Genomic DNA, 25,959 nt, shown 5'->3' with positions numbered 1-25,959 from the left:
TTTGCCTACATCGAGGGCTTCTACAATCGAACGCGTCGCCACTCGGCCATCGGATATCTCAGCCCGATCGAGATGGAGCTAAAAGCAGCTTAACCCTGTCCATTTTTTCGGAGGAAGATCACTGATCACTTCCCGTGCGCGGCCTATTGTAAGATTATCGTTAATCAAACGCTCTATCAGTTTGAACGATCAATCGTCCTGTCTACCCGCCCATCCCTTACGCGCGATGCCACGGACAGATCGACTAGCGTCGCCCCGGTTACTTGAGAAGGTTCACTCTACTCACACTCATCGATCGGAATAACGCAAATGCCCGTTCGCACGCCGGGACAGGGCGCGCCCGCTCTACGGCAACTATCGCGGCGATACAGAGGATGAGTTAGGCATGGAAGTCTCTGTCAACGTCTCGAGATCGGCCGCAGACGGTCTATCGTCCGCCTTCGAACTCAGCCAAGCGCCGGCTCCGCGCTCAAATCCGCTGTTTTCGGAACGACTTGTCGGCTCCGCGAGTTGATGATCGGCCTGGAGGCAAACATGAGGGATGCCCTAAACGAACCGCTGTCGCGATATGCCCTGGCTTTCGTGCTTGCCGGCGGCAGGGGAAGCCGACTGCTGGAGCTGACTGACAAGAGAGCCAAGCCCGCGGTTTATTTCGGGGGCAAATCACGAATCATAGATTTCGCACTTTCGAATGCGCTCAACTCGGGCATCCGACGTATTGCCGTCGCCACCCAATACAAAGCGCATAGCCTCATCCGTCATCTGCAAATGGGATGGAATTTCTTTCGACCAGAGCGCAATGAGAGTTTTGATATTCTTCCTGCCAGCCAGCGCGTTTCTGAAACCATGTGGTATGTCGGCACAGCGGATGCTGTGTATCAGAATATCGATATTGTCGAAGCCCATGCTTGCCGATTCATCGTGTTGCTGGCTGGCGATCACGTCTACAAAATGGACTACGAGATCATGCTGAAGCAGCATGTGGAGTCGGGCGCCGATGTTACGGTTGGATGTCTCGAAATGCCTCGATCAGAATCGAGCGCCTTCGGAATCATCCACGTCGACGAGCATGATGTTATCCAATCTTTCCTCGAAAAGCCGGCCGACCCGCCGCCGATGCCCGGGAAGCCCGACAGTTCACTCGCCAGCATGGGCATTTATGTTTTTGACACTGAATTTCTGTTTGATCAGTTGCGACGGGATGCGGCAGATCCGAATTCGAGCCACGACTTCGGCAAGGACATCATTCCCTACATCGTCAAGAACGGCCGCGCGGTTGCACATCAATTCAGCCGATCCTGCGTTCGATCCGGCACTGATCAGCCGAGCTACTGGCGCGACGCTGGCACGGTTGACGCCTATTGGGCGGCCAACATCGATCTGACGGCCGTGATTCCAGACCTTGACTTATACGACAGGTCATGGCCGATCTGGTCATATGCCGAGATCACGCCGCCTGCAAAATTTGTCCATGACGAAGAGGGGCGACGCGGAGAAGCGGTCAGCTCCCTCGTCGCGGGTGGCTGCATCGTTTCGGGTGCATCGTTGCGTCGGTCGCTGCTGTTCTCTAGCGTGCACCTGCATTCACACGCTCGCGTCGAGGGCGCGGTGATTATGCCCTATGTTGATGTAGGACAGCACGCGCGGCTGCGGAACGTCGTGATCGATCGCGGCGTGAAGATCCCCGAAGGACTCGTTGTGGGTGAGGATCCAGAATTGGACGCCAACCGTTTTCGAACCACAGCGCAGGGAATTTGTCTCATCACCCAGGCTATGATCGACAGGCTGAATGCATGAGACCCGTCCGCGTTCTTTCGGTCGCGTCAGAAATCTATCCCCTCATCAAAACCGGCGGCCTCGCAGACGTAGCGGGCGCCCTCCCTGTCGCTCTGAAGGACTACGACGTTGACACCAGGACGCTTGTACCGGGCTATCCCGCAGTCATGGAATCTGTGCAACGCACCGAGCAACTGCTCGAATGGCCGTTCTTTGGCGGCGCAGCTCGACTCCTAAGCGGCTGTTCGGGGCCCCTCGACCTGTTTGTGCTTGACGCCCCGCATCTGTTTGCCCGTCCGGGAAACCCGTACTTGACGCCCGAAGGTACCGACTGGCCGGACAACGCCCGACGGTTTGCGGCGCTAGCCCGAATGGCCTGGAATATTGGAATCGGTGCCGTCCCCTCCTTCGTTCCCGACGTCATTCATTCGCACGATTGGCAGGCCGCTTTAACGCCCGCCTATCTTCATTACAGCGGACAGCCGTGGCCGAGGACTGTCTTGACAGTTCATAACCTCGCTTATCAGGGCCGTTTCCCGCCGCAGATACTGGAAGAGATCGATCTTCCCCCACAGTCGTTCGCAATGGATGGCGTTGAATTTTACGGAAGCGTGGGCTTTCTGAAGGCGGGACTGCAATTCGCCGATCGAATTACAACTGTTTCGCCTACCTATGCCAAGGAGATCCAGACCGAAGACGGTGGGATGGGTCTCGGCGGCCTCCTTCATTCGCGCTCTGCCCGGCTCCATGGAATTCTCAACGGCATCGACACCACGGTGTGGAATCCGGAAACCGACCCGGCGATTCCTTATCGCTTCAATTCGGCCAAACTGGATGATCGCTCGCTCAACAAAACGGCGCTGCAGCACCGCTTTGGCCTCGAGCTAAGTAGTCCGGCACTGCTGCTCGGGGTCGTCAGCCGATTATCGTGGCAAAAGGGGCTCGATTTGCTTGCCGAATGCATCCCGAGCCTGTTGGAAGAAGGAATGCAGCTTGTGCTGCTCGGAACCGGCGATACCGAACTTCAGGCTCAATTTCACGCCGCCGCGCACAGCCATCCCAAACAGGTTAGCGTCCTCATCGGATATGATGAAGATCTCGCCCACCTCATCCAGGCCGGTTCTGACGCGATTGTCGTGCCGTCGCGTTTTGAACCGTGCGGCCTCACTCAATTATGCGCACTACGATATGGCGCGGTCCCGATTGTCTCAAGCGTCGGCGGACTTGAGGACACCGTGGTAGATGTCGCCGACGAAGCCTTGAGGCCCGCTACAGGTTTCAAGTTTAGCTCAGTCGTTCACAAGCCTCTCGCAGACACGTTAGTAAGAGCCAACGCCTTTTTTCGTGATCGGTCGAAATGGCGACCGCTACAGCTCAACGGCATGTCGACAGACGTTTCTTGGCGGCGCAGCGCCAAACAATATGCTCAATTGTACCGCGACATTTGCGATCCGAGCGCTGCTCGATCGCGAAACGAAGGATCAACTCGGTGAAGGATTGAAGTTTGGTTCATGATCGCCGATCCGTGATGGATCGCGATTCTACCGAACTATGCCTCCGCGAGCGACAACGTTTCGAGGATACGTGACGCGACAATGTCGAAACGCATGGGCGTAAGCCGCGTCAGCCATAAAGCGGTAACGCTTTTCTACGCCGCGAGAATGTCCAGTTTAATATTGACCTTCAACCAGCTGTCTCCGGCCTCGTTGACTCCCGCCAGTTCCGCTCTGCTTCTGGTGATATCGGCGACCAGCAGTTGGTCGTCGACATTGATGTAGCCCGCGAGCTTGTCTCGTATTTCGCCAGGTGTCTTGCCAGACCTCACAATCCAAACCGTTTCCAAATGATGCCACCAAGCTCCAAGCGATCGAATGGCTTCCCCAAGATCATGGTACGCCGAGGCCTGCATCGGATGAACGTCGTAAGCAATCAGAATGGTCGATAGATGATCCTGGTTCAGGAGATGTCGCAGGGCTTGTTGCTCCGGACCCTCCCCTCGCAAAAGGAAACCTTCGACTTCAAACAGGGAGACGTGTCCGCCTGATTGAGGGCTTGCGATATGCTTGACCGTAGGTAAACCGGTCGCAGGGTCTTCGACCAGATACCAAGTATCGCCGTTGCTGCTTTCGTAAATCAGTTTTGTATCGGGGATCGAAATATGTGCGTCTTGAGGGTTGGACATTTCTCTCTCCGTTATCGTGAGAGGCGCGCCTATCCTTCGGGCTGCCAACCAGCGTCTTTTCCAGGCCTCAAGCAATACGTTCGTTCGAATGTTCTGTGGGCTACAGCTCCAACCTAGCAAAGCCCTCTTCGATCACCCGCAGATCCTCATCGAACAGCCTCAACGAGCCGCTCACATCGAAACAGCCACCGACCTTCTGCTGCAGATCGCCCTTGAGTCTCTGCCGATGCTCACGCATCTCTTCCAGCGCCATACGGTCTTTTAGGCTTACATAGCCGTCTACGATTAACTTCACCGATTCCGACACTTACCTACTCCGTCGCGGGCGTCAAAAGCCGGTATAACCGTTCGTCGGGTGCAGAGATACAAAAAAGGTGGTGTTGAGCGCCCGCCCGAAAGAAGTGCTTGTAGGAACAACCGATCGTGCCCGCAATCGGTCGTCATGGCCGGTGGCGGCACAGACGACCTCAGGTTAAAGCGATTCCGGAAGGATGCTCGAGGCTGTGCGTGGCGCCACGGGAGCCGTCAGGGCAACCTCCGAAAGCATTGCGAGTGCCATCCACGAAGGTTGACGGCCAGGTCGGGTGCTCGATCAGTTGACGAGATTGACCCGAAAAGCGCCCCTCGGTTCGCTCGCTGTCGCTTTTCTGCCGGGCGTCTTGTTTGTGCGTCGACGGTCATAGCGCTCCGCCTCGACCAAGGCCCCCTCGAATTCCGGGCCCAGTCGGCTATGTGCACTTTCACACCGACGAAACCGCACGCGCTGCGTTATCACGTCGCTCGGATCGAGGTGGAGCAAGACGTGGACAAACATGGGCATTTCGAAATTGAGACCTTCGAACTTGGACGCGCTCTTTGGCACGCTCGATTTCGGCGGCTCTATCGCCAGCCCGTGTCAATCGACGGCGTGTTGTTTGAGACTTTAAACATCGGCTTTGCTTGGCCCACGTCTGAGGCGGCGTTGGCTGACGCCAGGAATTACATCGAACGGATGAGCTGGCGCCTAGCGAACAGCTAGGCCGAAGCATGTGTCACTTTTGATTTTCTTCATGCCCCCGCGGGCTGTGAAAGTCTTTTCTCGCCTCGAACAGGCCCGGCTTATTGCAATTGATTTTGCGGCGACGGGATCCAGCGAGCCGGACAGTAGCCACGGAGGCGGCGCGCCGTAAATTCCGCGCGGCTTTCTTGTTGTACTCCGGAGTGCGCAGCCATGAACGACAACCCCGTCAGACGACCGAACCGACTATTGTCACGGTCGGGGAATTGGAGGCTGAATCGAGCCGCCGGCAGGATAACGCAGCTGTCACCTTTCGATGCCCGCTTCAAAGCCAAGAGTTCAAATCCGAATTCATACTGGCGAAGATCCCGCCAGCCTCTCGTGCGGCAAGCCTATGATGCTTGCCGGTCACGAGTCCCGTGAGGCCAAACCCGCCTTCATTTCCTTTAGATGTTTGCACCGCGGACGGTCGGAGCGCTTCATCTGCGAGCAGTAGAGGAGCCCGGCGGCATTGCGGCGCACCTCTCAGCGATGAAGTTGACGCCGGCTTTTTTTTGATGGCACTTACGATAAGCGATCCGGACGCCGCTAGCTGGCCGACTTCTTCGCCTTCATTTTCGGGCCTTCCCGACACCTTTCGCGCCGCCGACGAATTCGTCTTCCTGCCAGATTTTTTCGCTTTCTTTGGCGGCTTTTTTACTGACTTCGTTTTGACGGTTTTCTCCGCTGCTTTCGCCCGGCTCTTCTTGGACGACTTCCCGGGCCCGCGAACCACCACAAATGGTGGCGCGACGGTTTCGCTCATCAGGCCGACAGCTGCCATCGGCATCATGACGACTTCATCGCCTGCCTTTAACGGTCTGGCTCCGCAGCCTTTTGCCCCATCTCGGAAATATTCGCCGCAAAATCCTTCACGGCTTCAACCGCCTTCCCCAAGATAGACTTGTCGTCCTTATTTCCGCACATCAGGATCTCGAAATAAATTGGGGTTATAGATCGGGTCGGCTAAGGCCCTGCTATCGTCGAGACGTCGAGCCGCACGAGATTAACCAAAATCATTTCATCAAAGGGAGCTTCTCCGGTGGCCTCAAGAAAAGCGCCCTTTTCAGCCTCTGACGCGTATCTTGTTTTCAGAACAGCTTTCCCATCCCAAAGGGAGACGCCATAGGATAGCAGCTGGGAAATTTCCTCGCGCAACCATTGCTCGCGACACAGCTCAGACGACTCTCGCAAATTCTTCGCTTCGAAGGAGAGAACAGGCTTGCCGCCGATGTCGAGTGTAAAGATCGCCGACATCAATGACTGCCGGCGAGAAAACGAACAAAGAAAAATCCTCCGACCACCACCAACCCCGCTACGGCACAAGCGAATCCGACTTTGAGCGCGATCTGAACCAGGCCTAGGTCAATCTCATGATCGGACATTGTGGGCAGCCGGCTAGTTTGCTTCGGCTCGATATCACGGCCTTCGTCGGAAAGACCCTCGAGACGAATCGTCGCCATCATTAAATGCATGGGAGGCCAGAAAGGTTCCACGCTTGGAACCGCTGCCTTGGGCGAGGCTAGCGGTCGCGCTCCACGTGGCCGCCGAAGCGGCTTGATGGATTGAATGCGGGGTGTTTCGGTTGCGATGCCAACGACACAGTTGCGCTCGATATCGTTAGTCGTACCCGACCAAAGCGTTCGCGAGAACAACCGCCACGGTTTTCAACCGCTGAGTAGGCGGTCGAGAAAGATCGTCGCCACCTCGTTGCCGTCGCTGTCGGTCACCTGAATATAGTCGGGAGCAACGTCCCCCGTCTTGACCGCTTCGATCAACGCCTCCCTCGCCGATTGCTCGGCCGCGACGTGAGCCGCGGCGACGTCAGGAAGATCTTCGCCGTCGGGGTCCGGCAAAAACATGTCGCCAGTGAAAGAGTTAAAATGGAACAATGGCATATTGGCCTCCCTGGTTGTCAAAACAAAGATGCTATCGACCTCGGCGTTCCAAAGGAACCACACTGAAGGGGCGACAAATCGTTGCGTCACACTGCGGACGGCAACACCGGCTTGTTCGGCTGAAACCGGGTTTAGGAACCGGCGTGGAGACGGTGCGTTAGCGCTTTTTCAGGAAGGCACGATGTCGAAACATTTTGATCCTGCGCCGCTCGACAAACATGCGGAGAAACCGGGCCGACAAGGGCATGGCGCCGATAAGCACTCCGACGAGCTGAGGAAGGTCTAGAAGAGAGCTTTCCGGCTTCCGACCAGCTGCCAGCACCCAACCGCATGAAAACACCACGCCGAAAAAATGACTTCGGTCGGTCTTCGGCAGAGAATCGTCCTAAGGCAGCTACGCGATCAGAGAGCTGTGTCCCGGATTGAATTGCCTCGTTGCCAGCTGAGCATCGCGATGGCCGATTGCCATTCGTGGTCGAAAGCAGATCCCTCTTCTTCCAGCTTGTCGATCCGTGATCGAAGCGAGTGGTGGCCAACCAGCTGATTAGGTCTAAACCACCGCAGATCCCTCCCATATTTTTGATCGTGCTTTTGCGGTTACCAAGGCTGCTGCTCGTTTAACGACGCGCATTTATTGAGATGGGCCTTTTGGAAGCGTGAAAGACGCTGAGATGCCGGATCAAATAAAACTAACACAAGAGCGCGCGGGCTTGGGCTTCCGGAAGGTTCACGCCTCCGGAACCAAATGATTTATCGCGTCTTATTTCGCATGGCTAATGATCTTCTTCCAGCGACCGCATTCAAATCACCGGCAATCGCGCTGTCCGGGGTCGTTGACTACGAAATGTACACGAAATTCAGAACGCAATTCGACAATGCATCGGACAAAGCGATCGTCGTTATAGAACTATCGACCTTGGGAGGTGATCCCGAGGTTGCGCGCATGATGGGTGAAGATGTTCGGTTTGCAAGCGAGATGGAGGCGACGCGAAGGTTCGTCTTCCTCGGGAAAGCCGCAATCTATTCCGCGGGCGTTACTTTCATGGGCTTCTTTGCGCGAAACAATCGTTACCTCGCCCGCGGCACGCGCCTTATGATCCACGAACGTAAACTTTCCAAGCAGCTCGTTATCGATGGGCCACTGACAACATGCGTCGCCGTTGTCAAGGCAACCTTGAACGAGATCGAGTGCTCCATCGCGATTCAAAACGAAGGTTTTCAGAATCTCGTACTTGGTTCATCGGTTACATTCGATCAGGTCCTGGAAAAAGCTCCGTCGAATTGGTATCTCGAAGCTCAAGAGGCGAAGGCCCTCGGGCTAGTTGAGGCGGTGCTGTGAATTCGCTTCGAGGTCGCCCCTCGGGACATCTAACAACTTGAAGCACGTTAACGATCGGAACAAACGACGCCCGCGTCACTTGTATGTTTTCATCTTCGAATAGGACAACAAATGATGATGCGTGGTTATCTTGGAGCAATTATCGTCGCGACCGCCGTGGCAATGCCTGTGGCAGCGTTAGCGCAGGGTGTCCCGGGAGGCGTAGAACGCGGTTCGCGCGAAGGCGAGCGCGCCGCCGGACCGGTTGGCGCCGTCGTCGGGGGCGTTGTTGGTGGTGTTGTCGGCGGCGTAAACGGTATCCTCGGAATCGACGAGCGTCCGCGCTTCCGAAACTACGTCGTTGAGCGTCACTATCCCTCGTATCATTATAACGAGGACATTCGTGTTGGCTCCGTTCTGCCCGAAGCGGGCATAACCTACTATGATGTTCCGGCTGAATATGGCATCCGCGACTATCGATACACCATAGTCAATGATCGCACGGTGCTAGTCGATCCCAGAACCCATCGAATTGTCGAGGTCATTGAGTAATCGTAATCGCTGCGAGGCGAGGCGAGGACCGACTAAAGCCGCCCATGGTTGGGCGGCTTTTTGTTAACGGTAGTTCGGCTAATGACTCCTTTTCCGCAGGAGAGACATTTGGCGCGTGTTCGAATTGGTCGGCCGCCACTACTCCCGATCAAGCGGTTCGGACGGTTTATCAACAATATCACTGACCGAATTTTCAAAATCGCGGCGCAGGTGCACCGTCAAGGCGTGGAGTACCTATTTGACGACCAGCTGACGCCGAACAGAGAATTCGATTTGGAAATCCGGTAGATGACGCCACCGTTCGACGAAAGTTACGAAGCCGTTCCGAGGGGTCTGGCCAATAATTTCGCGTGCTTTCTGACGGGCCGATTCAAGCGGCAGCCTAAACAGATTCGGCGACAACCCGCTGTCCTGCGCGCGATGGCCAGACATTCGCTGGGCTAGATGAATATCCGACATGGGATAACGCCTCCAATCCGCTATTGGCGTGCCAACAAACGAGCGTGGTCAAATAATTTTTGGGGAGCCGGAGGATTATCCACGATATCCACCGCATGGACGTCTGCTCCGTTGGCCGCCATCTCGACCGTGATCGCGCGTCCTATGCCCCGAGCCGCGCCAGTCACCACCGCCACCTTGTCGGCCAGTGTCGATCCACGGCCTGGCCGGATCGGCCCGGCGCTACGCTCTGGCGGCGGCTCCGGAACGGGCTGGCCGCTCAGTTCTCGCGGCGCCGTATCAGATCTCGTCTGCGCTGCGGCTGAAGCTATCGCCGCCACCGCGGTCACCACCGCCGCTCCCTTCAAGACGCCCCGACGCGCTGGATCGTGATCGGCCATAGCACTCTCCTTGATCTGACTACGACGATCAACCCACGTTGCCACGAGACGTTCCTACCGATGAGGTAGCCTTCCAGGGAATTCGAATGTCATTACACCGCCTGTCGCGCGCTCCCACATTGGCTTATCGGTTCTTCCCCTCCGTCCGATTTTTCCCCGTGGCCCGGCGCTAGGCAATGACCCCATGCAACTTTCCAGATGGCGCCGCGTTCTTCTGCCTTCAGATGTTTGGAGACGCAAATGGTCGACATCTCGGATATCAAAGAGCACATGGACGTCATTTCTTCCGATCGGAAGACGGTCGGGAATGGTCGATCATCTCGAAGGGGCCGACAGGATCAAGCTAACAAAGCAGAGCTCACCTGACGGCCAACATCATCACTTCATACCGGTGTCTTGGATCGACCACATCGATCAGCACGTGCATCTCAACAAGTCAGGTGCAGATGTGACCTCGCATTGGCAACATGGCCGCTCCTAGACCGCGTCTCACCAAGGCAGACTAAGTCCGGGATCGCCGCCAGACCGGGCTTAATCGCTTCGTTAGCTTTTTCCCGAGTTCGGCGAACCTTGAGCAGCCACGTGATCCTGGCTGTTTAGCATGTCCGCGAACAGCTTCGCAGTTTCCGCTGAGAGCCCAATGGCCGGCATGTCATCAACGACGGCAACCGTTCGGCTTACGGTATCCCACACCATCCAGCGCTGCTTCGGGGCCCTTCTGACCGTGTACCTCATCGTGGTCAAAGCGCGGATCGAGGGTTTCGGTTCCTAATCAACATTGCGCGGGCCTCACGCCGACGCCTGATTTCAGAATTACCCTTTTTCGCGCGCATAAATCTTAACACGAGGCTTTCGTTGCAGCCGTCCCGAGCGGCAGTACGCTGGCCTTCAGTCGCGCGCGCTTGGCGCTCAGACTTCCCGCGTGTGCGATGAGAGGCCGCCGCCACATGCGGCGGCCTCGACCAACGCTGGACAAATAATAACAGATGACTCGCGCACCTGTCGACGATGAGCATAGCGCTAAGCCTGCCGGCGCGGAGTTCTGGCATATCTGGAATATTCACGTCCCGCGCCGCTCAATTACCGGCAAGCTCGTATGGGGCCGCGTTTGGCGACGACATAACGGTCGACGATGGATCTACAAGCGTATCGCGACAACCCGTCGCGTTGAAGCTGCTACCGATCGATCGGCATCACCGTGACATGCCCCTCTGGGTTGGAGGATGTAAACGCCGACAAGGGAGTTAAACCCCGGACATTAATTGGCTGATTGGTGAGACGTCCAGGCTTCATCGCGGCGATTGGTATTCAGAATTAAAGTCGGGATTATTGGCGCGTAGAAGAGTGAAACTATTGACCAAGGGACAGAGGAAGTTGAGTCGAGCGCCAAACGAAAGTGAGATAAGGCGCATCCTCAGCAAAGCGTGGAGCCGGCGTCGCCGAAAGGCGGACAAACCGATTGTTCGCAACGCTCTGCACCTCGATCTCAACCGAGAACTTGAAGAAAAAGGCGCCCGCGACAGCATAAAATACTTCCTCGCGGTCCTTATCCTTCAGGGTTTGCTTTGCTTTGCCTGCAGTTGGACGCTAGCGCGCCGAGGGCAATCGTACTGTAGGACGTTTAGATGGCACACACCCAAGATGACAAGCTATTGCGGAACGGCAGGTCCGTATTCGGATGGGAAAAGCATCTGACGCAGCCAAAGGCGATGGGCTCGTCGCGATCGAAGATCTGAAGGTGACAAAGTCCGGCCCCGCGGACGACGAGCCGGGAACCCCGATCAGATGGAGACCCTTGGGAGGTCTGCAATTCTCACGAGCCCGTCCTGGCTGGTGAATGTCAGCGTCCGATCGGCGCTTTGGGCCTGCGCGATACCGAAAATCCGATGGGATCCCGTATCGTACACCGAGAGGGCGCCGTGATCGTCGATCACAAGCCGCCGGGTCTCGGGAAAAACCGCATATCGGAGCTCGTTCTGCGCACCGACTGCGCCCGATCTCCCCAATCCGGCTGGCCACCAATCCTCCGTCCGGGTCTGTGAACGGTAGCTGACCTCCTTCCCCGCTGCGCCTGTCCCACCGGCCGTTCGCGACGTTTCCAGATGGGCTGCCATATCGCTGCAGAGTGCGTCCAGCTTGGCCTTGAGTTGCGTGTTGAACATGTCGCCAACCATCGACATGCCCGGCGACCACTGCGACATCCCGCCGAAGTCGGCGTGGCTGAACTGGGCCATACGGCCGCCTCCGCTCCGGAGGGCCGCGAGCACGACCTGCACGGCCGCAGGCGAGACCGAGTGCTTCTCAGCCATCCGTTCCACCAGATCTCCGTCGTTTGCAGACATTTCGTGATTCCCGATTTGAGATTTGACGATGGGACGCTTTCAGGCGGAAGAACGGACCCGTTCTGATCCTCCGTCGCCGGACGATCGGAAACGTTGGTAGGCGCTAATGGCCCGGTTGGAGAGCGCCAGCCGGCTGCGCTGGCCCCGACGGATCATCGTCTCGACGACGTCGCTAAGAAACCGGCTCGCCGCAGCGCCGTCTCCTAGTTCGCCGGTCCGTTCTAGGTACTCCCAGGCAATCTGGAACGAATCCTCGAGCAGTTGGGAGAGTGAGCCGGTCATGAGCAAAAAACCAACGAGAACCGTCCGCGTTCCATGTCGTCTCCGCTTCGCCGCCTGTGCATGGATGCGATCTGCCGAGCCTCCTCCTCGGTGTCCGCTGCGACGATGGCGATTTGGCGGCTGGACCGGCCAAAGTCGTTGTGCGCGGCAGGCGCCAGGCGAAACAGCGTGCGTGTCTCGCGGACTTCGAAGACGCACTATTCGTCTACGGCCGCCATCAGTCCGCGGTCCGCAGGCGGCGCATGGTGAACTCGATTCCACCGTTCCGCAGTTCGCGCCAGCTTTCGACTTCGCTCATGTAGGCAGCCGGGGGATACTTCTCCAAAAACGCTCTCGCCTTCGCACGGGCTTCTTCGCGCGGACGAGCAAACTTTTCCCGCACGAAACCGTCCGGCGCATCCGCTCGCCGGGCCATACGGTCGGCAAGGTCCCGCGGTCGAAAAGACATGCCGCAAACTCCAACAAATAGCGACCTTGCCCCTATGTAGGCCATGCCGGAACGAATCCGAGTCCCGGCGCTTTGAATCTCGGTCTCGACATCCGAGACGGCATTCAACCGCCCCTCCCGATCGACCGACAAAGGAGCCGATATTATGGCCGACGCCGTGCCACCTCCGGCCGTCAAGACGGTTCCAAAGCCCCGCGACCAGCATTTGCGAGACATGGCCGATTGCATCCGTTTTCTGTCGATGGACGCTGTGCAGCTGGCCAAGAGCGGCCATCCCGGCGCGTCGATGGGCATGGCCGACATCGCAACCGTCCTATTCAAAGATTTTATGCAATTCGATGCGGCAGATCCGCATTGGTTCGACCGCGACCGCTTCGTGCTGTCGAACGGACACGCCTCGATGCTGCTTTACAGCCTACTGTATCTGACCGGCTTCCAGGACATGACCCTCGCCGAGTTGAAGCGGTTCCGGCAGATCGACAGCAAGACTCCGGGCCATCCCGAATACAAGCATGCCGATGGTATCGAAACGACGACCGGTCCGCTGGGCCAAGGCATCGCGGACGCCGTGGGCTTTGCGCTTGCCGAGCGGATATTGAACGCCAAGTTTGGCGACAGTCTCTGCAAGCACTGGACCTACGTCTTCATGGGCGACGGCTGCCTGATGGAAGGCATCAGCGAGGAAGCGGTCTCGATGGCGGGCCATTACAAGCTCGGCCACCTGATCGCATTTTGGGACAACAATTCGATCACCATCGACGGTCCTACCCGGTTGTCGGTCTCCGACACCGAGATCGAGCGCTTCCGCGCTTCAGGCTGGCATGTCCAGGAGATCGATGGACACGACACGGATGCGATCCGTGATGCAATCACCGCGGCCCGTGCCGTCGCCGACAAGCCGTCCATGATCGCCTGCAAGACCATCATCGGGTTCGGCTTCCCAACCAAGGCCGGCACCGAGAAAGCCCACAGCGACGCACCCGGCGAAGAAGAAATTGCCGGCGCCCGCAAAATCCTCGGCTGGGATTCTCCGCCGTTCGTGATCCCCGAACCGCTGCTGCGAGAATGGCGCGCCATCGGCGCCAAGGGCCGCGAGGCCCGTACGGCCTGGGTGGACCGCGTCAGGGCGGCTCCGGCCGAACTGCGCTCAGAACTCGACCGCCGCAATGACGGCAAGCTGCCAGCCGGTTGGCAGAAGGCGATCGCAGCCGCCCGCGCCGAGTTCATCGCCAGCGGCAAGGAGGTCGCGACCCGCGCCGCCAGCGGCGCCGTGCTCGACCACCTGGCTGCGGCCATTCCGGAACTGCTGGGAGGCTCGGCAGACCTGACAACGTCGAACAACACCAAGGCCAAGGGCATGATCGAGATCAAGCCCGGCGAATACGGCGGCACCTACATGCATTACGGCGTGAGGGAGCACGGCATGGCCGCCGCCATGAACGGCATCGCGCTGCACGGCGGCCTGATCCCCTACGGCGGCACTTTCCTCTGTTTCTCGGACTACTGCCGCCCGTCGATCCGCCTGGCGGCCATGATGCAGATCCGGACGATCTTCGTCATGACGCACGACTCCATTGGTCTCGGCGAGGACGGTCCGACCCATCAGCCGGTTGAGCAACTTGCTGCCCTGCGGGCTATCCCGCATCTCGCGGTCTATCGTCCGGGCGATCCCGTCGAGACCGCCGAGTGCTGGGAGGCGATCCTCAATACGCCTCGCCAAGCCGCCCTCCTCGCTCTTTCTCGCCAGCCGATGCCGCTGCTCCGCCGCGAGCCCGGCAATGAGAACAAGTCGGCCAAAGGCGCCTATGTGCTGCAGGAAGCCGAAGGCGGCGAGCGCAGACTCACCATTCTGAGCACAGGTTCGGAACTCCACCTCGCCGTCCAGGCCCGGGACATGCTTGAAAAGCAAGGCATCCCGACCGCAGTCGTCTCCATGCCTTGTCGCCTTCTCTTCGAACAGCAGGACCCGGCTTATAAGAAAGCCGTCCTCGGTACGACACGTGCCCGCGTGGCGGTCGAAGCTGCGGTCGAACTTGGGTGGGAGCGTTATATCGGCCTCGAAGGCCGCTTTGTTGGGATGCACTCATTCGGAGCTTCGGGCAAAATCGCCGACGTTTACAAGAAATTCGGCATCAACGCTGAAGCGGTAGTTCGTGCCGCGCACGCGACACTAACGGACGTCTGCGTTCTCTAAACTCAGCACCACGGCCGTCAGCGCCTCCATGTGACTTGGGCGTCGGCGCTGGGGCGGGTAGACAGGTGCCTCCGCGGGCGCGGCAGACCACGTTCGATCGATCGGCCGTCCGACTTTTCCGTCGGACCAGCACATATCGCAGCAGCGAGAGACGCGGCGGTCGATGCCGCAAGTCTTTTTACATTACAACCAAAACAGGCGCCCCAATGAAGCTTCCATGGTTGACTCAAAATTGAGGGGCCGACTGAAAAACGTCGGCGTCTATCGCTTATTGCTCGATGCTCTGCTCCATCGCGTCCGGCATCTTCGCAACGGACATCAAGGTGCGCGCGACTTGATTCAACAGTTGGTCGGCGTTTTCCTCCTCTGCCAGAGACTTGGCAAGTAGCGATACGATTGCGCCGTGGCGCAATAGCTGCGCAAGGTTTTTGGCAGTTGTGTAGCCCGATATTTCGTAGTGTTCCACGCGTTGCGCTGCTCCAATGAGTGCCAAGTCAGCGACAACATCGTCTTGCTCTTCTCCATCGGCCATGACTTCCTGGCCTTCCTCGACAAGACCCATCATGCCCTTGCACTGCTTGGCGCGGGCGGTTTCGCCGAGAAGTGAAAAGCACTCGTTGAGACGCTCAATCTGTGTTTCAGTCCCGATCAAATGCTCTTCAAAGCACTCGCGCAAGCGATCGAAGCGTGCTGCCTTGGCCATCTTTGAAAGAGCCTTGGTCAGTTGCTTTTCCGCATGCAGGATATCTCTAAGCTCTTTCAGTAGTAGCTCACTGACGCCTTCGGGCGCGATAGGCGGAGAGCTTTCTGTCTTGATTGCCGCCTCCTGATCCGCATCGGCTGCCGAGAGGACTGGGGAGGTCATAAATTCCCAATCTCCGCCTTCATTCCACGGTCCCCGCGTGTCGATTTCTCCTTCATCGCCGGCACCGGTGGAGTCGTTGAAGAACTGATTCACGAGACCGGGCGTGGGCGCGATTTTGCCGATAGAGAACGCCGGTTTCTCCATGCTTTCGAGCGCGGCCGTGAACGCCTTCATGTGCGTGATTTCACGCGTCATCAGAAACTGGAGCGCGTCCTTGGTCCCTGCATCGTCGCAGAAATTGATCAGCCGTTCATAGACGATCTTGGCCCGTGCTTCCGCGGCTATGTTGCTACGCAAATCAACATCCAATTCGCCGGTAATCTTCAAGTAGTCGGCCGTCCAAGCGTTTCCTTGCGAGTTGAAAAGATTGACGCCACCCCCGCCTGCTATCGCAATAAGCGGGTCGGATTCAGCCTTTTCGCCGTCGAACTTCATTGGCTTGAGATGAAGCCGCGCAAGCGAGCCGACGACTTCCAAGAGGCTCAATTCTTCTGTGCCGATGTTCATCAGCAGGTCTTTGCGATCCGGGTCTTCGCAATTCAGTCCTTGGATGAATACTGCATTGCGGCGGCCAGTTCGCCATTGGCGCCACCGAACTGTTCAAGCCGCATATTGCCGAAGCGCGGATCTGGTTCGTCCACGCGAACCGTATACATTATTTTTTTACGTGATGATACATCGTGCCCTCTTTGGGTGAACTGCGGCAAGCTGATTACCAAGCTGCTCGTGCCGCACATGTTCCTAACTCGAAGTCCCTGCTTTCTTAATGCTCCGGATCGTTGAAGCCGAGTCGGGCGGCTGGCGGAATAACCAGCGCTGAGCGAAAGCGGGGAACGAAGCCGGAGATCGTCTGTTCACTCCATGCTGCAACATCTTCCAGGATCATCCGGATTTCGTGCACGCACCACCAAGGCATGAGCATGACTGCAGCCCGATCCATTAGGCGCGTTCGCCAATCTTTTCCGGGTCAAAATCGTAACCTAAAGACGCCCTTTTACCTGGAAGCCGCGGCGGTGGCGGTAGGAGCTTTGGCCGCAATTGCCCTCGTGAACCAGCATTTTGCGAAGAAAGCGGCGCGTGACAATGCGCCTGCCGGTCGCTTCCTCGACGTCAACGGCGTTCGGCTTCACTATGTTGAGCGAGGCTCGGGCGAACCGCTCGTTCTTCTTCATGGTAACGGCAGCATGATCCAGGATTTCGAGTCGAGCGATCTGATCGAGCTGGCTGCTAAACGTTTCAGAGTCATTGTTTTCGATCGCCCCGGCTTTGGTCACAGTGACCGACCACGTCACGTCGTCTGGACACCGGATGCACAAGCCGAATTATTCAAAGAGGCTCTTGTACGTCTGAGGATTTCAAATGCTATCGTTCTCGGCCACTCATGGGGCGCATCGATCGCAGTTGCGATGGCCCTCAAGTTCCCTGGTATGGTTCGAGGACTGATTCTTGCCTCGGGATATTACTACCCGACAATTCGGCTAGACGTCGTTGCATCGGCTGCACCGACCTTGCCGGTTATTGGTGACATTTTAAGCCATACCTTCTCGCCCCTGCTCAGCCGCGCGACGTGGCCGTTGGTGTTGGCGAAGGTCTTTGGTCCTCACGCAGTGCCAAAAAAATTCGAGGCATTTCCGAAGGAGATGGCCCTGCGACCTTCTCAAATAAGAGCAGCTGCCGCGGAATCCGCAATGATGATCCCAGGCGCCCTTAAGCATCACCACCAGTATGCGGATTTGAAGATGCCAGTCGTTATCATCGCTGGCGACAAAGACAGATTGATCGATCTCAATACCCAGTCGGCCCGGCTGCATTCCGCCATCTGGCAGAGCCGGTTTCACCGCCTTCCAGGACACGGGCACATGATCCAGCAGACGGCTACAGATCAAGTAATGTCTGCGATAAGTGAGGTAGCGGGGGCTAAACTGTCGGCCGCCGAATAGTCGCGGGGACCAACAACTGTTAGGAACACGCAACCAGTTGATTTGGGTAAACCCATTAATCGTCAGAAAGCCTTCCCCGCCTCGAGATCAGCGATTAGGTCCGTGATGCCATCTAGCGTCTTTTGATCAGTCAACTGACTTTCCAACCTCCTGAGGTGTGCAATCTCGTTTGTCGATCTCGTCACGACGCGTGGTCTCCACGCAAATGTGCCGCTAGCTCAAGGCTTTCTAAGACAAAGTCCCACCGTTGGCGACGTCGCGCATTTAGCTCCGTCTGCCGCGCCACCGCTCGGACAAAACACAGAGACAAGCGTCTCAGCTGCCTCGCACGCGACCACTCCATCGACTTGCACGGCGCGGACGTTGGATGTGCCCGCGTCACCCTTGTCGCCCTTTTCACCCCTATCGCCGGGTGCTCCCTGCGGCCCTTGCGGCCCCTGCGCGCCAGCCGGTCCCTGGGTGCCTGCGACGCCTTGGATGCCTTGGGCTCCCTGTGGTCCCGCCGGACCTTGTGCACCAGGGTCGCCCTTTGGGCCCGACGATTTTCCACAGGCGGCGAGGGATAATGAGACACCAAGAACCAGGATTGGAAAAAGTCGCACCGAAATCCCCTTTTGCGGTCGCTGAAACCGAGAAGAAAAGGCGGCGGCAGTGTGAAAGTTCCCGTTGGTTGGCTGGCAATTCCAATAAGCGGGCTCAGTAAGGCTGGCAGCGACCTTTGGTGCGAGTACAGGATTCGAGTACACCAGAGTGTCGGAAATACCTCGTCGAGGCCAACTTTACCCGAGTCTGCTGAGGGCATCCTCCGTCGAGCGACTTCGAGATTCCGCGCCAGAATAGTCCCATAGTTCGAAACGCTCGGGCTCGAGTCACCGGCGGGTGCAAATTTCGAACACTGGGCGACCACGACAAACCGATCCCTTGTCTCGTTGCAGAGAAGCAACTCTCGCTTACTGAATTGGCGTGGAACCCTGATTGGGTTCGACAACGAGTCGGCGAATCTTTTAGATAATCAGCACAATCCAAAGATTTTAGTTGACCGCGTATCTCCAAGTGACGTCCGGCGTATCGTGGCCGGCGAACTCAACGTGTTGGACCAGGAGAAATATTATGGCTGCACTCTCTATCGGCGATACCGTTACCAAAGCCAAGAAAAGCATCGGCAAAGTCGTCGCGATATTTACCACTGTTGACGGCGAATTCAGATACGCCGTCGAACATGAAGGCACTCTTTACTTCATTTTAGAGACGGAATTAATTTCCCTTCAACACGAAGCGGCATAAATCATAACCATCTCGATTTAGAAATCAGTGATAGCACGCACTATCAATGCGCTTAAGCTCTTGAGCGAAGACAGTCTAATCGTTCACTCGCATCAATTGGCTGCGCCGCAACTCACCTAGCTTCGGACCGTTGACTTTCACGAATTGGCTTGGGGTCTGCGCACCGCTGCGCGCGCGTCGGCCCTGTGCAAGGAGGCTCGGCTCAACAACCGTGGCCCAGCCTACGCCGACGGCGGTACAGGGCGCAGCGCCAGCAAGACGAATTACATCAAGCGTCACCGACGCGGCACGCCCAGCATTAACGCCTCTGTCGGTCTCCGTATGCTGTTTATTCAATTCTGGGCTCGCGGAACGAAGAGATCGAACCGAGCAACAAGCTCTTAGTATTGATACGGAGATTCGGTAAAACCTGTCGCAGGGGCAGAATTTGCATCGAGGAGAGAAGCAGTTGAGTTGCTGAGTTCCTTCCACTCCTGGGCCTCTGCCAGCCAGTATTCCATGTCCTTCCTGGCGAGCGCAGCTCGCTCACGGCACATGAATTCGAACGCCGCGAATTGGTTCTTGGAAATCATGGAACTCCCCTAAGTATCGGTTCAGTATAGGGCCGCCCTTGTGACGACCTACTTACGTTTTGGTAACCCAGCTTGACGCGCTCGTGAGAGAGCTTCCATGATCTCGTTCAGCTCTAAGCGCGAGCGCGCGCGATCAAGCGCCGTAGAATCCGCTTAAGAGACACTTGACTAAGGCCCCCTCAGCCGAATTAGGAACGCTTAAATGCCGCGGCAATACAGCGATGCGGACCGAGCCTCGAGGGCGCCTCCTGGCCGAATGTCAACCTTCACAACCTCTGGCGCGTCTCTCAAGGAACGGGTCGGCGCGTTAAAGAACCTGCGACCTTTCGCCGTGATGGTCTGGCGTACGAGCCCACAATTGATGGCAGCCTCGCTGGCGTTGCGGCTGGTGCGGGCCTTGCTTCCGGTTATTACCCTCTATGTTGGCAAATTGATCATCGATGACGTGGTGGCTTTGGTGCAGATGCCCCAAAAGCCCGATACGTTCTTGCAGTGGCTCAATAGCGGCTTACTCAACTCGCTGGGCTTGCTTCTGCTTGCCGAATTCGCGCTGGCTGTCCTTGCTGATATTCTCGGACGTATCGTTTCGCTCGTAGACAGTCTGCTTTCGGAGCGCGTGAGCAATTCATCAAGCGTCCGATTGATGGAGCATGCGGCAACCCTTGATCTTGAGGATTTCGAGGATTCCGAATTCCAGGACCAGCTGGAACGCGCCCGCAGGCAGACCAGCGGACGAATGACGTTGATGGGACAACTCCTCGGTCAAGCCCAAGATATTGTCACCGTGGCGAGCTTTGTCGCCGGCTTTATTTTCTTTGCACCCTGGCTAATCGCTCTCCTGCTATTGGCATTGGTCCCGGCGTTCCTTGGAGAGGCGCACTTCAATGCGCAGAGCTACTCGCTCGATTTCGGTCGAACGCCTGAGCGGCGAGAACTGGACTATGTCAGGCAAACCGCCGCTAGCGTCGAGACCGCCAAGGAAGTGAAAATCTTCGATCTCAACGGTTTCCTGATTGATCGTTACATCCGGCTTGCCAATGACTTTTATGCGGCAAATCGCAAGCTTGCGATACGGCGCGCCCGCTGGGGCGGCTTGTTCACTGCGATCGGTACCATCGGCTATTATCTGGCTTACGCGTACATAGCCTGGCGCACCTTGACAGGCGAGTTCTCAATCGGCGATCTCACCTTTCTCGCGGGTTCTTTCAGGCGTCTGCGAACCCTCCTCGAAGGGCTTCTGACGAGCTTCTCGACCACGGCCGGTCAGGCGCTCTATCTCAATGATCTATTCTCGTTCTTTGAGGTCGAGCCGGAAATTCTATCTCCGGACAATCCGCGTCCCTTCCCGCAGCCGATTCGCGAAGGTTTCGTTTTTGACGATGTCGGGTTTAGGTATCCGGATGCTGATCGATGGGCCGTGCGCCATCTCAGCTTCATGCTGCATGCCGGCGAAGTACTTGCGCTGGTCGGAGAGAATGGCGCAGGAAAGACCACATTGGTCAAACTTCTTACCCGCCTCTACGATCCAGACGAAGGTCGCATTCTGCTGGATGGTTACGATCTTCGCGAATATGACCTCGACGCCTTGCGCGATAATATGGGCGTCATCTTCCAGGATTTCGTTCGTTACAATCTCAGCGCTGGTGACAATATCGCGGTTGGCAAAATTGCCGCCCGCAACGATCGAGACCGCATCGAACGTGCGGCCGCGCGCAGCCAAGCTGACGAGGTAATTAAAAGACTGCCGGCCGGCTATCAGCAGATGATTGGCAAGCGATTTAAGAACGGTGCGGAACTTTCCGGTGGCGAATGGCAAAAACTTGCGATCGCCCGGGCCTATATGCGCGAAGCGGCCGTGCTGGTTCTCGACGAACCGACAGCGGCGCTGGATGCTCGCTCCGAGTTTGAAGTGTTCAAGCGATTCAAAGAACTCAGCGACGGCAAAACCGCCGTCCTGATCTCGCATCGCTTCTCAAGTGTACGCATGGCCGACCGTATTCTCGTGCTTGCCAACGGAGTAGTCGAAGCCGCCGGCACACATGATGAGCTGATGAAGCAATCAGGACGCTATTCGGAGCTGTTCGAATTACAGGCTGCCGGCTATCGATAGTTTCGTGGGCAACACATGTTACATAGCTATCCTTTTTGCCGTCGGTCCGACCCAACCAAAGATTCCTGTCACAAGCGTAGCTGGCGGCACGGGCCGAAAACATGAAACCTCTAGTTCGGTCTCAGACTTGCCATAAATCAACTTACGCGGCGGAAGCAATTCCAAATGACGAACATCTGGTCTCGCAAATCGCTGACTGACCTCACCGAAGAGGCCGCTGTTGGCGACGGGCCTGAGGGCAACGTCACACACCTCCGACGATCCTTGTCAGCTCTGAACCTGGTAGCGCTCGGGGTCGGCGGTATCGTAGGTGCGGGTATTTTCGTTCTCACAGGACACGCCGCGGCAGCCAATGCCGGCCCCGCGATCACGCTGTCATTTGTCCTAGGCGCTGTCGCCTGTGCCTTTGCAGGGCTTTGCTATGCGGAGATGGCTTCGGCTGTGCCGGTAGCAGGCAGTGCTTATACCTACGCTTATGCAACTATCGGCGAGATGGTCGCCTGGATTATCGGTTGGGACCTTATTTTGGAGTATGCGGTCGGCGCGGTTACCGTAGCGATCGGTTGGTGCGGCTGTTTTACGAGCCTGCTTGCAAATTTCGGCATCCTTTTGCCCAAGCAATTGGTGTCGGCTCCGTTTGCATACGATGCAGCATCGCGTACGTGGTCCACCACAGGGGCAATCCTCAATGTGCCCGCGATGGCGATCATCGCCGCAATCTCTGCTCTCCTTGTAGTCGGCATCCAAGAGTCTGCCCGCTTCAACGTCGCCATCGTCGCAATCAAGCTAACTGTGATCGCGATATTCATCATCTTCGCAGCGCCAATGGTCGATACCTCGCATTGGGTTACGTCTGGCAATCCTAACGGGTCATTCATCCCACCCAACGCCGGAATCGGCATTTTCGGCTTGTCAGGCGTCGTGCGCGGTGCGGCCGTGGTGTTCTTTGCATTTATCGGCTGTGATGCGGTGTCGACTGCGGCACAAGAAGCCAAGAACCCAAGCGGGACATGCCCATCGGCATATTGGGCTCATTGGCAATCTGTACTGTGCTCTACGTTGCCGTCGCATTTGTCCTCACCGGTATCGTCTCATATGACAAGCTCAATGTGCCTGATCCTATTGCAGTCGGCATCGATGCCGCGGGACTGGTTTGGTTATCGTCAATCGTAAAATTTGGGATCGTCATGGGATTGACGTCTGTGATCCTGGTTCTGCTTCTGGGGCAGTCCCGGGTTTTTCGCGCGATGGCCCACGATGGCCTTTTACCGCGGCGTGCAGCGGCCACCCACCAGCGTTTTCGGACGCCCTATGTCGCAACGATTGGAACCGGTGTGGCCGTGTGTGGTCTAGCTGGCGTTTTGCCAATCGGACTGGTCGGCGAACTCGCCAGCATCGGGACGCTGTTTGCGTTCGCCATCGTTTGCATTGGCGTCTTGATTCTTCGCGTCAAGCACCCCAATCAAAAACGTCGATTCAAGGCGCCAGCGATCTGGTTTGTCGCCCCCACTGGCGCACTGGTGTCTTTCATTCTCATGCATGGGCTACCCCTCGATACCTGGATCAGGCTTTCGATTTGGCTGATGCTCGGCGTTACCATCTACGTCTCGTATGGGGCAAAGCACAGCAAGATTCGTGACATCACCCCGTCACGCGAGAGCGGCGTCGCAATCGGCTAAGGAAGTCAGGTTGCTGCTCAGTCCTTCAAGAGAATTCAGATCGAGGTAAGCACGATTCTTAAAATATACACAGATCAACTGCTACAAAAGTTCGATCCAGTTCGCGGACGATAGCTTCGGATGTGCCAATGACCCTTAGGTCGGCCGATGACGATCTCAGCTATCGTTCTAAAGCAGTCACCGCACAGGTCGTCTTTGGACGTTGAGCAGACATAAAGTGGCCCCTCACCTAGGTTCATTCGCCAGGTTCTCCGTGCATTTACGGCGTGTTGCTGAATTCACCAGTCGGGAACAAGTTGCTTGGGAGCCACAGCTATCGAGGGAATCACATCAACAACATTCATCATCATGGCGGTACTGGGGCTCACACCCTATTAGTAATTGAGCGCCTCTCGCCACGCGTTAAATCAAAGATGATGGATCCATTACGACATGAATTGGGAATCAACAAAAATCGATTTTGATAACGCGGACCACTCTCATCAGCCGCAAGGCACTCTCTCGGTTCATCCTGACAGTGACTCAGCAGAAAGGCCCGATAATCCTCTCGAATTCTGGCCAAGCGAGTTTGTCGTATACCCGGCCCACGGCGTCGGCCAAATACTAGCGATCGAAGTTCAAACAGTTGCTGGAGCCAGTCTTGAGTTTTTCGCCATCTACTTCTCAAAAAGCAAAATGAGGCTGCATGTACCCACGCGAAAGGCACCACGCGTCGGAATGCGCAAACTGTCCAGCCCTGCCACTATCGCACGAGCTCGGCTGACCTTGAGCGAAGCGCCTCGTCGCATGCGGGCCAACTGGTCTCGATTGATCAACGAATACGAAACCAAGATTAAATCCGGTGACGTCATCGCCATAGCGGAAGCGACACGAGATCTCTACCGGCGGCCTGCCAATTCTGACCAAAGCTATAGCGAACGGCAGCTTTACACTGCCGCGCTTCATCGGCTGGCTGAAGAAGTCGCCATGGTTGAGGGGATTACTGAAGAACACGCCGTGTCCGAACTTGAGGGTCTGCTGCTCAGGAGATTGAGCAGAACACAATAGGCTCAGTTAGAAACGCGATTGAGAGTTGCGGACGGCCGACCGGCGCAGCCTGTCCTTAAGGGGTCGGCCTAAACTTCGCACTGGCGCCCTGACGTCAGCATCGAAGTTTATGGAACGTCGACGTACTTTCCTGGCAGCCGATATTAGTTCGGCCGATCAACGATGTCGGCCCCTCCCTTGAAGGAATCGGAGCCTTGCAGGTCAGCGTTTGATCCAAGACCTGCGAAGTCCTGACTGATCATATCGCCGCGTCACGAAGCTAGATTATCGTGAATCTTTGCTTCGCTGGCTGCGGCAAAGCAGCGATCCGCGCTGCTCGATCATTTTTCAAAGATTGCACCGGTACAAACCGATAGTACGCTGAGACGGCGCGCGACCGAGCAATCGCGATGACAAGCCAGAATGTCAGCGGGGGGCACCGAATGAAACGAATAATCGTATGCTGCGACGGCACATGGAATGCAGACGACACCCAGACCAACGATACGAACGTCGCCCTTCTCGCCCGGTCTATCCACGGGTCGCAGCAAACCGGCGGTATCCTCCAAATCGTACTCTACTTAAGAGGCGTCGGCACGACCGGCTTGAAACTCGAAACCTTCATCGAGGGTGCTACGGGAATCGGCGTCGATGACAATATCCGATCAGCGTACCAGTTCATCTCGCAGAATTACATACCCGGCGACGAAATCTATCTTTTCGGGTTTTCACGCGGAGCTTTTACTGCCAGGAGCCTAGCTGGTCTTATCACCGCCTGTGGCATCCTATTTCGCGAGTCCCTCAACGCACTACCAGATGCCTGGATTTATTATCGTAGCCCAAAGCCACACTCTCCAGCAGCCTTTGCTTCAAAGTACCAAGTACGATGCCATCTGGACCCTCAAATCACATTGCTCGGCGTGTGGGACACCGTAGGAAGCCTTGGAATTCCCGGCAGCCTACTCGCGGCTGGCAACAAAGAGAAATTTGCATTTCACGATACCAGCCCTTCCCCTCTTTTGAAGCATGGGGTGCAGGCCCTCGCGATCGATGAGCGCCGACACGATTTCACGCCGACATTTTGGACTGGCACCATTCCGCCTGGCGTTACGATACAGCAAGTGTGGTTCGCTGGCGCTCACTCTGATGTGGGCGGCGGCTACAAGACGCGCAGCCTAGCTGACATTCCGCTCGTGTGGATGGCAAAACAGGCCGAAGCCGATGGTCTCGCGCTCGATTGGAAATGTCTACCCGACCCGTCGATGCTTGATGTCACCGCTCCTGCTCACGATTCATCGTCGGGCTTGTTTGCGCTTGATCGTTATCACCCAACCTTGCGCGCGATCGGAATGACGAAATGCGCTGTCAAATTCAATGAGAGTCTCTATGAAGCGCTGGATGAAAACGGCAAACCGGTTTCGACCATCAATGAAGGTATTCACCGAAGCGTCTTATCTCGGTACGCCGGCTTGGCACAGGTATGCTCCGACGACGACAAAGGCACTTGTAGCGTGAGCCCTTATAAGCCGGAAACGCTTACTCCATTCTTCAGCAGTGGTTCATTCGCAGGCTTACCCATTGTCGATTAGCGGGCGAATCGCTCTTTTCGTGGGTGA

Annotated in this window: 23 protein-coding genes and 3 pseudogenes; 13 read left to right on the top strand and 13 right to left on the bottom strand. The window is 56.8% G+C overall.

Annotation, left to right across the window (positions count from 1 at the left end; translation table 11 throughout):
* Positions 1-534 precede the first annotated feature (534 nt).
* Both glgC and glgA read left to right on the top strand, forming a co-directional pair.
* Entirely contained in the window at positions 535-1,797 is a 1,263-nt protein-coding gene (gene glgC, locus ABSE61_RS15095) for a glucose-1-phosphate adenylyltransferase (RefSeq protein WP_423871924.1), read from the top strand.
* A complete protein-coding gene (gene glgA / locus ABSE61_RS15090) occupies positions 1,794-3,269 on the top strand; it encodes a glycogen synthase GlgA (RefSeq protein ID WP_423871923.1) in 1,476 nt (491 codons plus the stop codon). The genes glgC and glgA overlap by 4 nt, the downstream gene beginning before the upstream one ends.
* Before the next feature lie 155 nt (positions 3,270-3,424).
* On the opposite strand, the gene ABSE61_RS15085 is transcribed toward glgA, so the two are convergent.
* The 6 genes from ABSE61_RS15085 to ABSE61_RS15060 form a co-directional block, all read right to left on the bottom strand.
* Complete coding sequence (locus ABSE61_RS15085; RefSeq protein ID WP_423871922.1) at positions 3,425-3,958, bottom strand: hypothetical protein; 534 nt, start codon at positions 3,956-3,958, stop codon at positions 3,425-3,427.
* A 100-nt stretch (positions 3,959-4,058) separates the two neighbouring features.
* A complete protein-coding gene (locus ABSE61_RS15080; RefSeq protein WP_423871921.1) occupies positions 4,059-4,265 on the bottom strand; it encodes a hypothetical protein in 207 nt (68 codons plus the stop codon).
* Positions 4,266-5,280: 1,015 nt separating this feature from the next.
* On the bottom strand, positions 5,281-5,787 hold the full coding sequence (locus ABSE61_RS15075; RefSeq protein WP_423871920.1) for a hypothetical protein: 507 nt from the start codon (positions 5,785-5,787) through the stop codon (positions 5,281-5,283).
* Between the two features lie 173 nt (positions 5,788-5,960).
* Entirely contained in the window at positions 5,961-6,251 is a 291-nt protein-coding gene (locus ABSE61_RS15070; RefSeq protein ID WP_423871919.1) for a hypothetical protein, read from the bottom strand.
* Positions 6,251-6,460 carry a hypothetical protein gene (locus tag ABSE61_RS15065; RefSeq protein ID WP_423871918.1) on the bottom strand — a complete coding sequence of 70 codons (210 nt, stop codon included), beginning with the start codon at positions 6,458-6,460 and terminating at the stop codon, positions 6,251-6,253. The genes ABSE61_RS15070 and ABSE61_RS15065 overlap by 1 nt, the downstream gene beginning before the upstream one ends.
* Before the next feature lie 201 nt (positions 6,461-6,661).
* Positions 6,662-6,892, bottom strand: coding sequence for a DUF6894 family protein (locus ABSE61_RS15060; protein ID WP_423871917.1), 231 nt, complete (start codon positions 6,890-6,892; stop codon positions 6,662-6,664).
* 745 nt (positions 6,893-7,637) lie between these two features.
* Between ABSE61_RS15060 and ABSE61_RS15055 the strand changes: the two genes are divergently transcribed.
* Together ABSE61_RS15055 and ABSE61_RS15050 are read left to right on the top strand one after the other, a co-directional pair.
* Positions 7,638-8,231 carry a peptidase S14 gene (locus tag ABSE61_RS15055; protein WP_423871916.1) on the top strand — a complete coding sequence of 198 codons (594 nt, stop codon included), beginning with the start codon at positions 7,638-7,640 and terminating at the stop codon, positions 8,229-8,231.
* Between the two features lie 114 nt (positions 8,232-8,345).
* A complete protein-coding gene (locus ABSE61_RS15050) occupies positions 8,346-8,762 on the top strand; it encodes a DUF1236 domain-containing protein (RefSeq protein WP_423871930.1) in 417 nt (138 codons plus the stop codon).
* 479 nt (positions 8,763-9,241) lie between these two features.
* On the opposite strand, the gene ABSE61_RS15045 is transcribed toward ABSE61_RS15050, so the two are convergent.
* Positions 9,242-9,601: an SDR family NAD(P)-dependent oxidoreductase gene (locus tag ABSE61_RS15045; protein WP_423871915.1), complete on the bottom strand. Its 360-nt coding sequence runs from the start codon at positions 9,599-9,601 to the stop codon at positions 9,242-9,244.
* A gap of 240 nt (positions 9,602-9,841) precedes the next feature.
* Between ABSE61_RS15045 and ABSE61_RS15040 the strand changes: the two are divergent.
* A pseudogene (locus tag ABSE61_RS15040) lies at positions 9,842-10,082 on the top strand (DUF2171 domain-containing protein).
* A gap of 1,300 nt (positions 10,083-11,382) precedes the next feature.
* On the opposite strand, the gene ABSE61_RS15035 reads toward ABSE61_RS15040, so the two are convergent.
* From ABSE61_RS15035 to ABSE61_RS15025, 3 genes are all read right to left on the bottom strand, one after another.
* Complete coding sequence (locus tag ABSE61_RS15035; RefSeq protein ID WP_423871914.1) at positions 11,383-11,943, bottom strand: hypothetical protein; 561 nt, start codon at positions 11,941-11,943, stop codon at positions 11,383-11,385.
* Positions 11,944-11,982: 39 nt separating this feature from the next.
* The gene (locus ABSE61_RS15030) at positions 11,983-12,225 is read right to left on the bottom strand and encodes a hypothetical protein (RefSeq protein WP_423871913.1); all 243 of its coding nucleotides are present in this window, start codon (positions 12,223-12,225) and stop codon (positions 11,983-11,985) included.
* Positions 12,226-12,442: 217 nt separating this feature from the next.
* The gene (locus ABSE61_RS15025; protein WP_423871912.1) at positions 12,443-12,673 is read right to left on the bottom strand and encodes a hypothetical protein; all 231 of its coding nucleotides are present in this window, start codon (positions 12,671-12,673) and stop codon (positions 12,443-12,445) included.
* 145 nt (positions 12,674-12,818) lie between these two features.
* Here ABSE61_RS15025 and tkt point away from each other — a divergent pair, with 145 nt between their 5' ends.
* A complete protein-coding gene (gene tkt / locus ABSE61_RS15020; RefSeq protein WP_423871911.1) occupies positions 12,819-14,867 on the top strand; it encodes a transketolase in 2,049 nt (682 codons plus the stop codon).
* 268 nt (positions 14,868-15,135) lie between these two features.
* On the opposite strand, the pseudogene ABSE61_RS15015 reads toward tkt, so the two are convergent.
* A pseudogene (locus ABSE61_RS15015) lies at positions 15,136-16,411 on the bottom strand (DUF892 family protein).
* 84 nt (positions 16,412-16,495) lie between these two features.
* The gene (locus ABSE61_RS15010) at positions 16,496-16,618 is read right to left on the bottom strand and encodes a hypothetical protein (RefSeq protein ID WP_423871910.1); all 123 of its coding nucleotides are present in this window, start codon (positions 16,616-16,618) and stop codon (positions 16,496-16,498) included.
* A 34-nt stretch (positions 16,619-16,652) separates the two neighbouring features.
* Here ABSE61_RS15010 and ABSE61_RS15005 point away from each other — a divergent pair, with 34 nt between their 5' ends.
* Together ABSE61_RS15005 and ABSE61_RS15000 are read left to right on the top strand one after the other, a co-directional pair.
* Positions 16,653-17,672, top strand: a complete 1,020-nt coding sequence (locus ABSE61_RS15005) for an alpha/beta fold hydrolase (protein ID WP_423871909.1) — start codon at positions 16,653-16,655, stop codon at positions 17,670-17,672.
* 1,110 nt (positions 17,673-18,782) lie between these two features.
* Positions 18,783-18,956, top strand: a complete 174-nt coding sequence (locus ABSE61_RS15000; protein WP_423871908.1) for a hypothetical protein — start codon at positions 18,783-18,785, stop codon at positions 18,954-18,956.
* A 380-nt stretch (positions 18,957-19,336) separates the two neighbouring features.
* On the opposite strand, the gene ABSE61_RS14995 is transcribed toward ABSE61_RS15000, so the two are convergent.
* On the bottom strand, positions 19,337-19,528 hold the full coding sequence (locus tag ABSE61_RS14995; RefSeq protein ID WP_423871907.1) for a hypothetical protein: 192 nt from the start codon (positions 19,526-19,528) through the stop codon (positions 19,337-19,339).
* A 256-nt stretch (positions 19,529-19,784) separates the two neighbouring features.
* Here ABSE61_RS14995 and ABSE61_RS14990 point away from each other — a divergent pair, with 256 nt between their 5' ends.
* The 5 genes and pseudogenes from ABSE61_RS14990 to ABSE61_RS14970 all read left to right on the top strand — a co-directional run bounded on the left by ABSE61_RS14990 (position 19,785) and on the right by ABSE61_RS14970 (position 25,932).
* Positions 19,785-21,638 (top strand): ABC transporter ATP-binding protein, encoded by a 1,854-nt coding sequence (locus ABSE61_RS14990; protein ID WP_423871906.1) that lies wholly within the window; start codon positions 19,785-19,787, stop codon positions 21,636-21,638.
* A 165-nt stretch (positions 21,639-21,803) separates the two neighbouring features.
* Positions 21,804-23,116 (top strand): annotated as a pseudogene (locus ABSE61_RS14985) (amino acid permease); the annotation flags it as partial.
* A 57-nt stretch (positions 23,117-23,173) separates the two neighbouring features.
* Positions 23,174-23,317 carry an amino acid permease C-terminal domain-containing protein gene (locus tag ABSE61_RS14980; protein ID WP_423871929.1) on the top strand — a complete coding sequence of 48 codons (144 nt, stop codon included), beginning with the start codon at positions 23,174-23,176 and terminating at the stop codon, positions 23,315-23,317.
* Positions 23,318-23,749: 432 nt separating this feature from the next.
* Positions 23,750-24,364 carry a CarD family transcriptional regulator gene (locus tag ABSE61_RS14975; protein ID WP_423871905.1) on the top strand — a complete coding sequence of 205 codons (615 nt, stop codon included), beginning with the start codon at positions 23,750-23,752 and terminating at the stop codon, positions 24,362-24,364.
* A 422-nt stretch (positions 24,365-24,786) separates the two neighbouring features.
* Positions 24,787-25,932: a T6SS phospholipase effector Tle1-like catalytic domain-containing protein gene (locus ABSE61_RS14970; RefSeq protein ID WP_423871904.1), complete on the top strand. Its 1,146-nt coding sequence runs from the start codon at positions 24,787-24,789 to the stop codon at positions 25,930-25,932.
* Positions 25,933-25,959 lie beyond the last annotated feature (27 nt).

Source organism: Bradyrhizobium sp., assembly GCF_049519115.1.
In the GTDB taxonomy this organism is placed as follows: Bacteria; Pseudomonadota; Alphaproteobacteria; order Rhizobiales; family Xanthobacteraceae; genus Bradyrhizobium.
The sequence above is the reverse complement of the archived record's forward strand: the minus strand, read 5'-3'. Positions and strand labels throughout refer to the sequence as shown.

What these genes read in the sequence shown, in the direction of transcription:
- glgC (WP_423871924.1), top strand. Translation starts at nt 535, where the DNA reads ATGAGGGATGCCCTAAACGAACCGCTGTCGCGATATGCCCTGGCTTTC.
- glgA (WP_423871923.1), top strand. Translation starts at nt 1,794, where the DNA reads ATGAGACCCGTCCGCGTTCTTTCGGTCGCGTCAGAAATCTATCCCCTC.
- ABSE61_RS15085 (WP_423871922.1), bottom strand. Translation starts at nt 3,958, where the DNA reads ATGTCCAACCCTCAAGACGCACATATTTCGATCCCCGATACAAAACTG.
- ABSE61_RS15075 (WP_423871920.1), bottom strand. Translation starts at nt 5,787, where the DNA reads ATGATGCCGATGGCAGCTGTCGGCCTGATGAGCGAAACCGTCGCGCCA.
- ABSE61_RS15070 (WP_423871919.1), bottom strand. Translation starts at nt 6,251, where the DNA reads ATGTCGGCGATCTTTACACTCGACATCGGCGGCAAGCCTGTTCTCTCC.
- ABSE61_RS15065 (WP_423871918.1), bottom strand. Translation starts at nt 6,460, where the DNA reads ATGATGGCGACGATTCGTCTCGAGGGTCTTTCCGACGAAGGCCGTGAT.
- ABSE61_RS15060 (WP_423871917.1), bottom strand. Translation starts at nt 6,892, where the DNA reads ATGCCATTGTTCCATTTTAACTCTTTCACTGGCGACATGTTTTTGCCG.
- ABSE61_RS15055 (WP_423871916.1), top strand. Translation starts at nt 7,638, where the DNA reads ATGATTTATCGCGTCTTATTTCGCATGGCTAATGATCTTCTTCCAGCG.
- ABSE61_RS15050 (WP_423871930.1), top strand. Translation starts at nt 8,346, where the DNA reads ATGATGCGTGGTTATCTTGGAGCAATTATCGTCGCGACCGCCGTGGCA.
- ABSE61_RS15045 (WP_423871915.1), bottom strand. Translation starts at nt 9,601, where the DNA reads ATGGCCGATCACGATCCAGCGCGTCGGGGCGTCTTGAAGGGAGCGGCG.
- ABSE61_RS15035 (WP_423871914.1), bottom strand. Translation starts at nt 11,943, where the DNA reads ATGTCTGCAAACGACGGAGATCTGGTGGAACGGATGGCTGAGAAGCAC.
- ABSE61_RS15030 (WP_423871913.1), bottom strand. Translation starts at nt 12,225, where the DNA reads ATGACCGGCTCACTCTCCCAACTGCTCGAGGATTCGTTCCAGATTGCC.
- ABSE61_RS15025 (WP_423871912.1), bottom strand. Translation starts at nt 12,673, where the DNA reads ATGTCTTTTCGACCGCGGGACCTTGCCGACCGTATGGCCCGGCGAGCG.
- tkt (WP_423871911.1), top strand. Translation starts at nt 12,819, where the DNA reads ATGGCCGACGCCGTGCCACCTCCGGCCGTCAAGACGGTTCCAAAGCCC.
- ABSE61_RS15010 (WP_423871910.1), bottom strand. Translation starts at nt 16,618, where the DNA reads ATGATCCTGGAAGATGTTGCAGCATGGAGTGAACAGACGATCTCCGGC.
- ABSE61_RS15005 (WP_423871909.1), top strand. Translation starts at nt 16,653, where the DNA reads ATGACTGCAGCCCGATCCATTAGGCGCGTTCGCCAATCTTTTCCGGGT.
- ABSE61_RS15000 (WP_423871908.1), top strand. Translation starts at nt 18,783, where the DNA reads ATGGCTGCACTCTCTATCGGCGATACCGTTACCAAAGCCAAGAAAAGC.
- ABSE61_RS14995 (WP_423871907.1), bottom strand. Translation starts at nt 19,528, where the DNA reads ATGATTTCCAAGAACCAATTCGCGGCGTTCGAATTCATGTGCCGTGAG.
- ABSE61_RS14990 (WP_423871906.1), top strand. Translation starts at nt 19,785, where the DNA reads ATGTCAACCTTCACAACCTCTGGCGCGTCTCTCAAGGAACGGGTCGGC.
- ABSE61_RS14980 (WP_423871929.1), top strand. Translation starts at nt 23,174, where the DNA reads ATGCATGGGCTACCCCTCGATACCTGGATCAGGCTTTCGATTTGGCTG.
- ABSE61_RS14975 (WP_423871905.1), top strand. Translation starts at nt 23,750, where the DNA reads ATGAATTGGGAATCAACAAAAATCGATTTTGATAACGCGGACCACTCT.
- ABSE61_RS14970 (WP_423871904.1), top strand. Translation starts at nt 24,787, where the DNA reads ATGAAACGAATAATCGTATGCTGCGACGGCACATGGAATGCAGACGAC.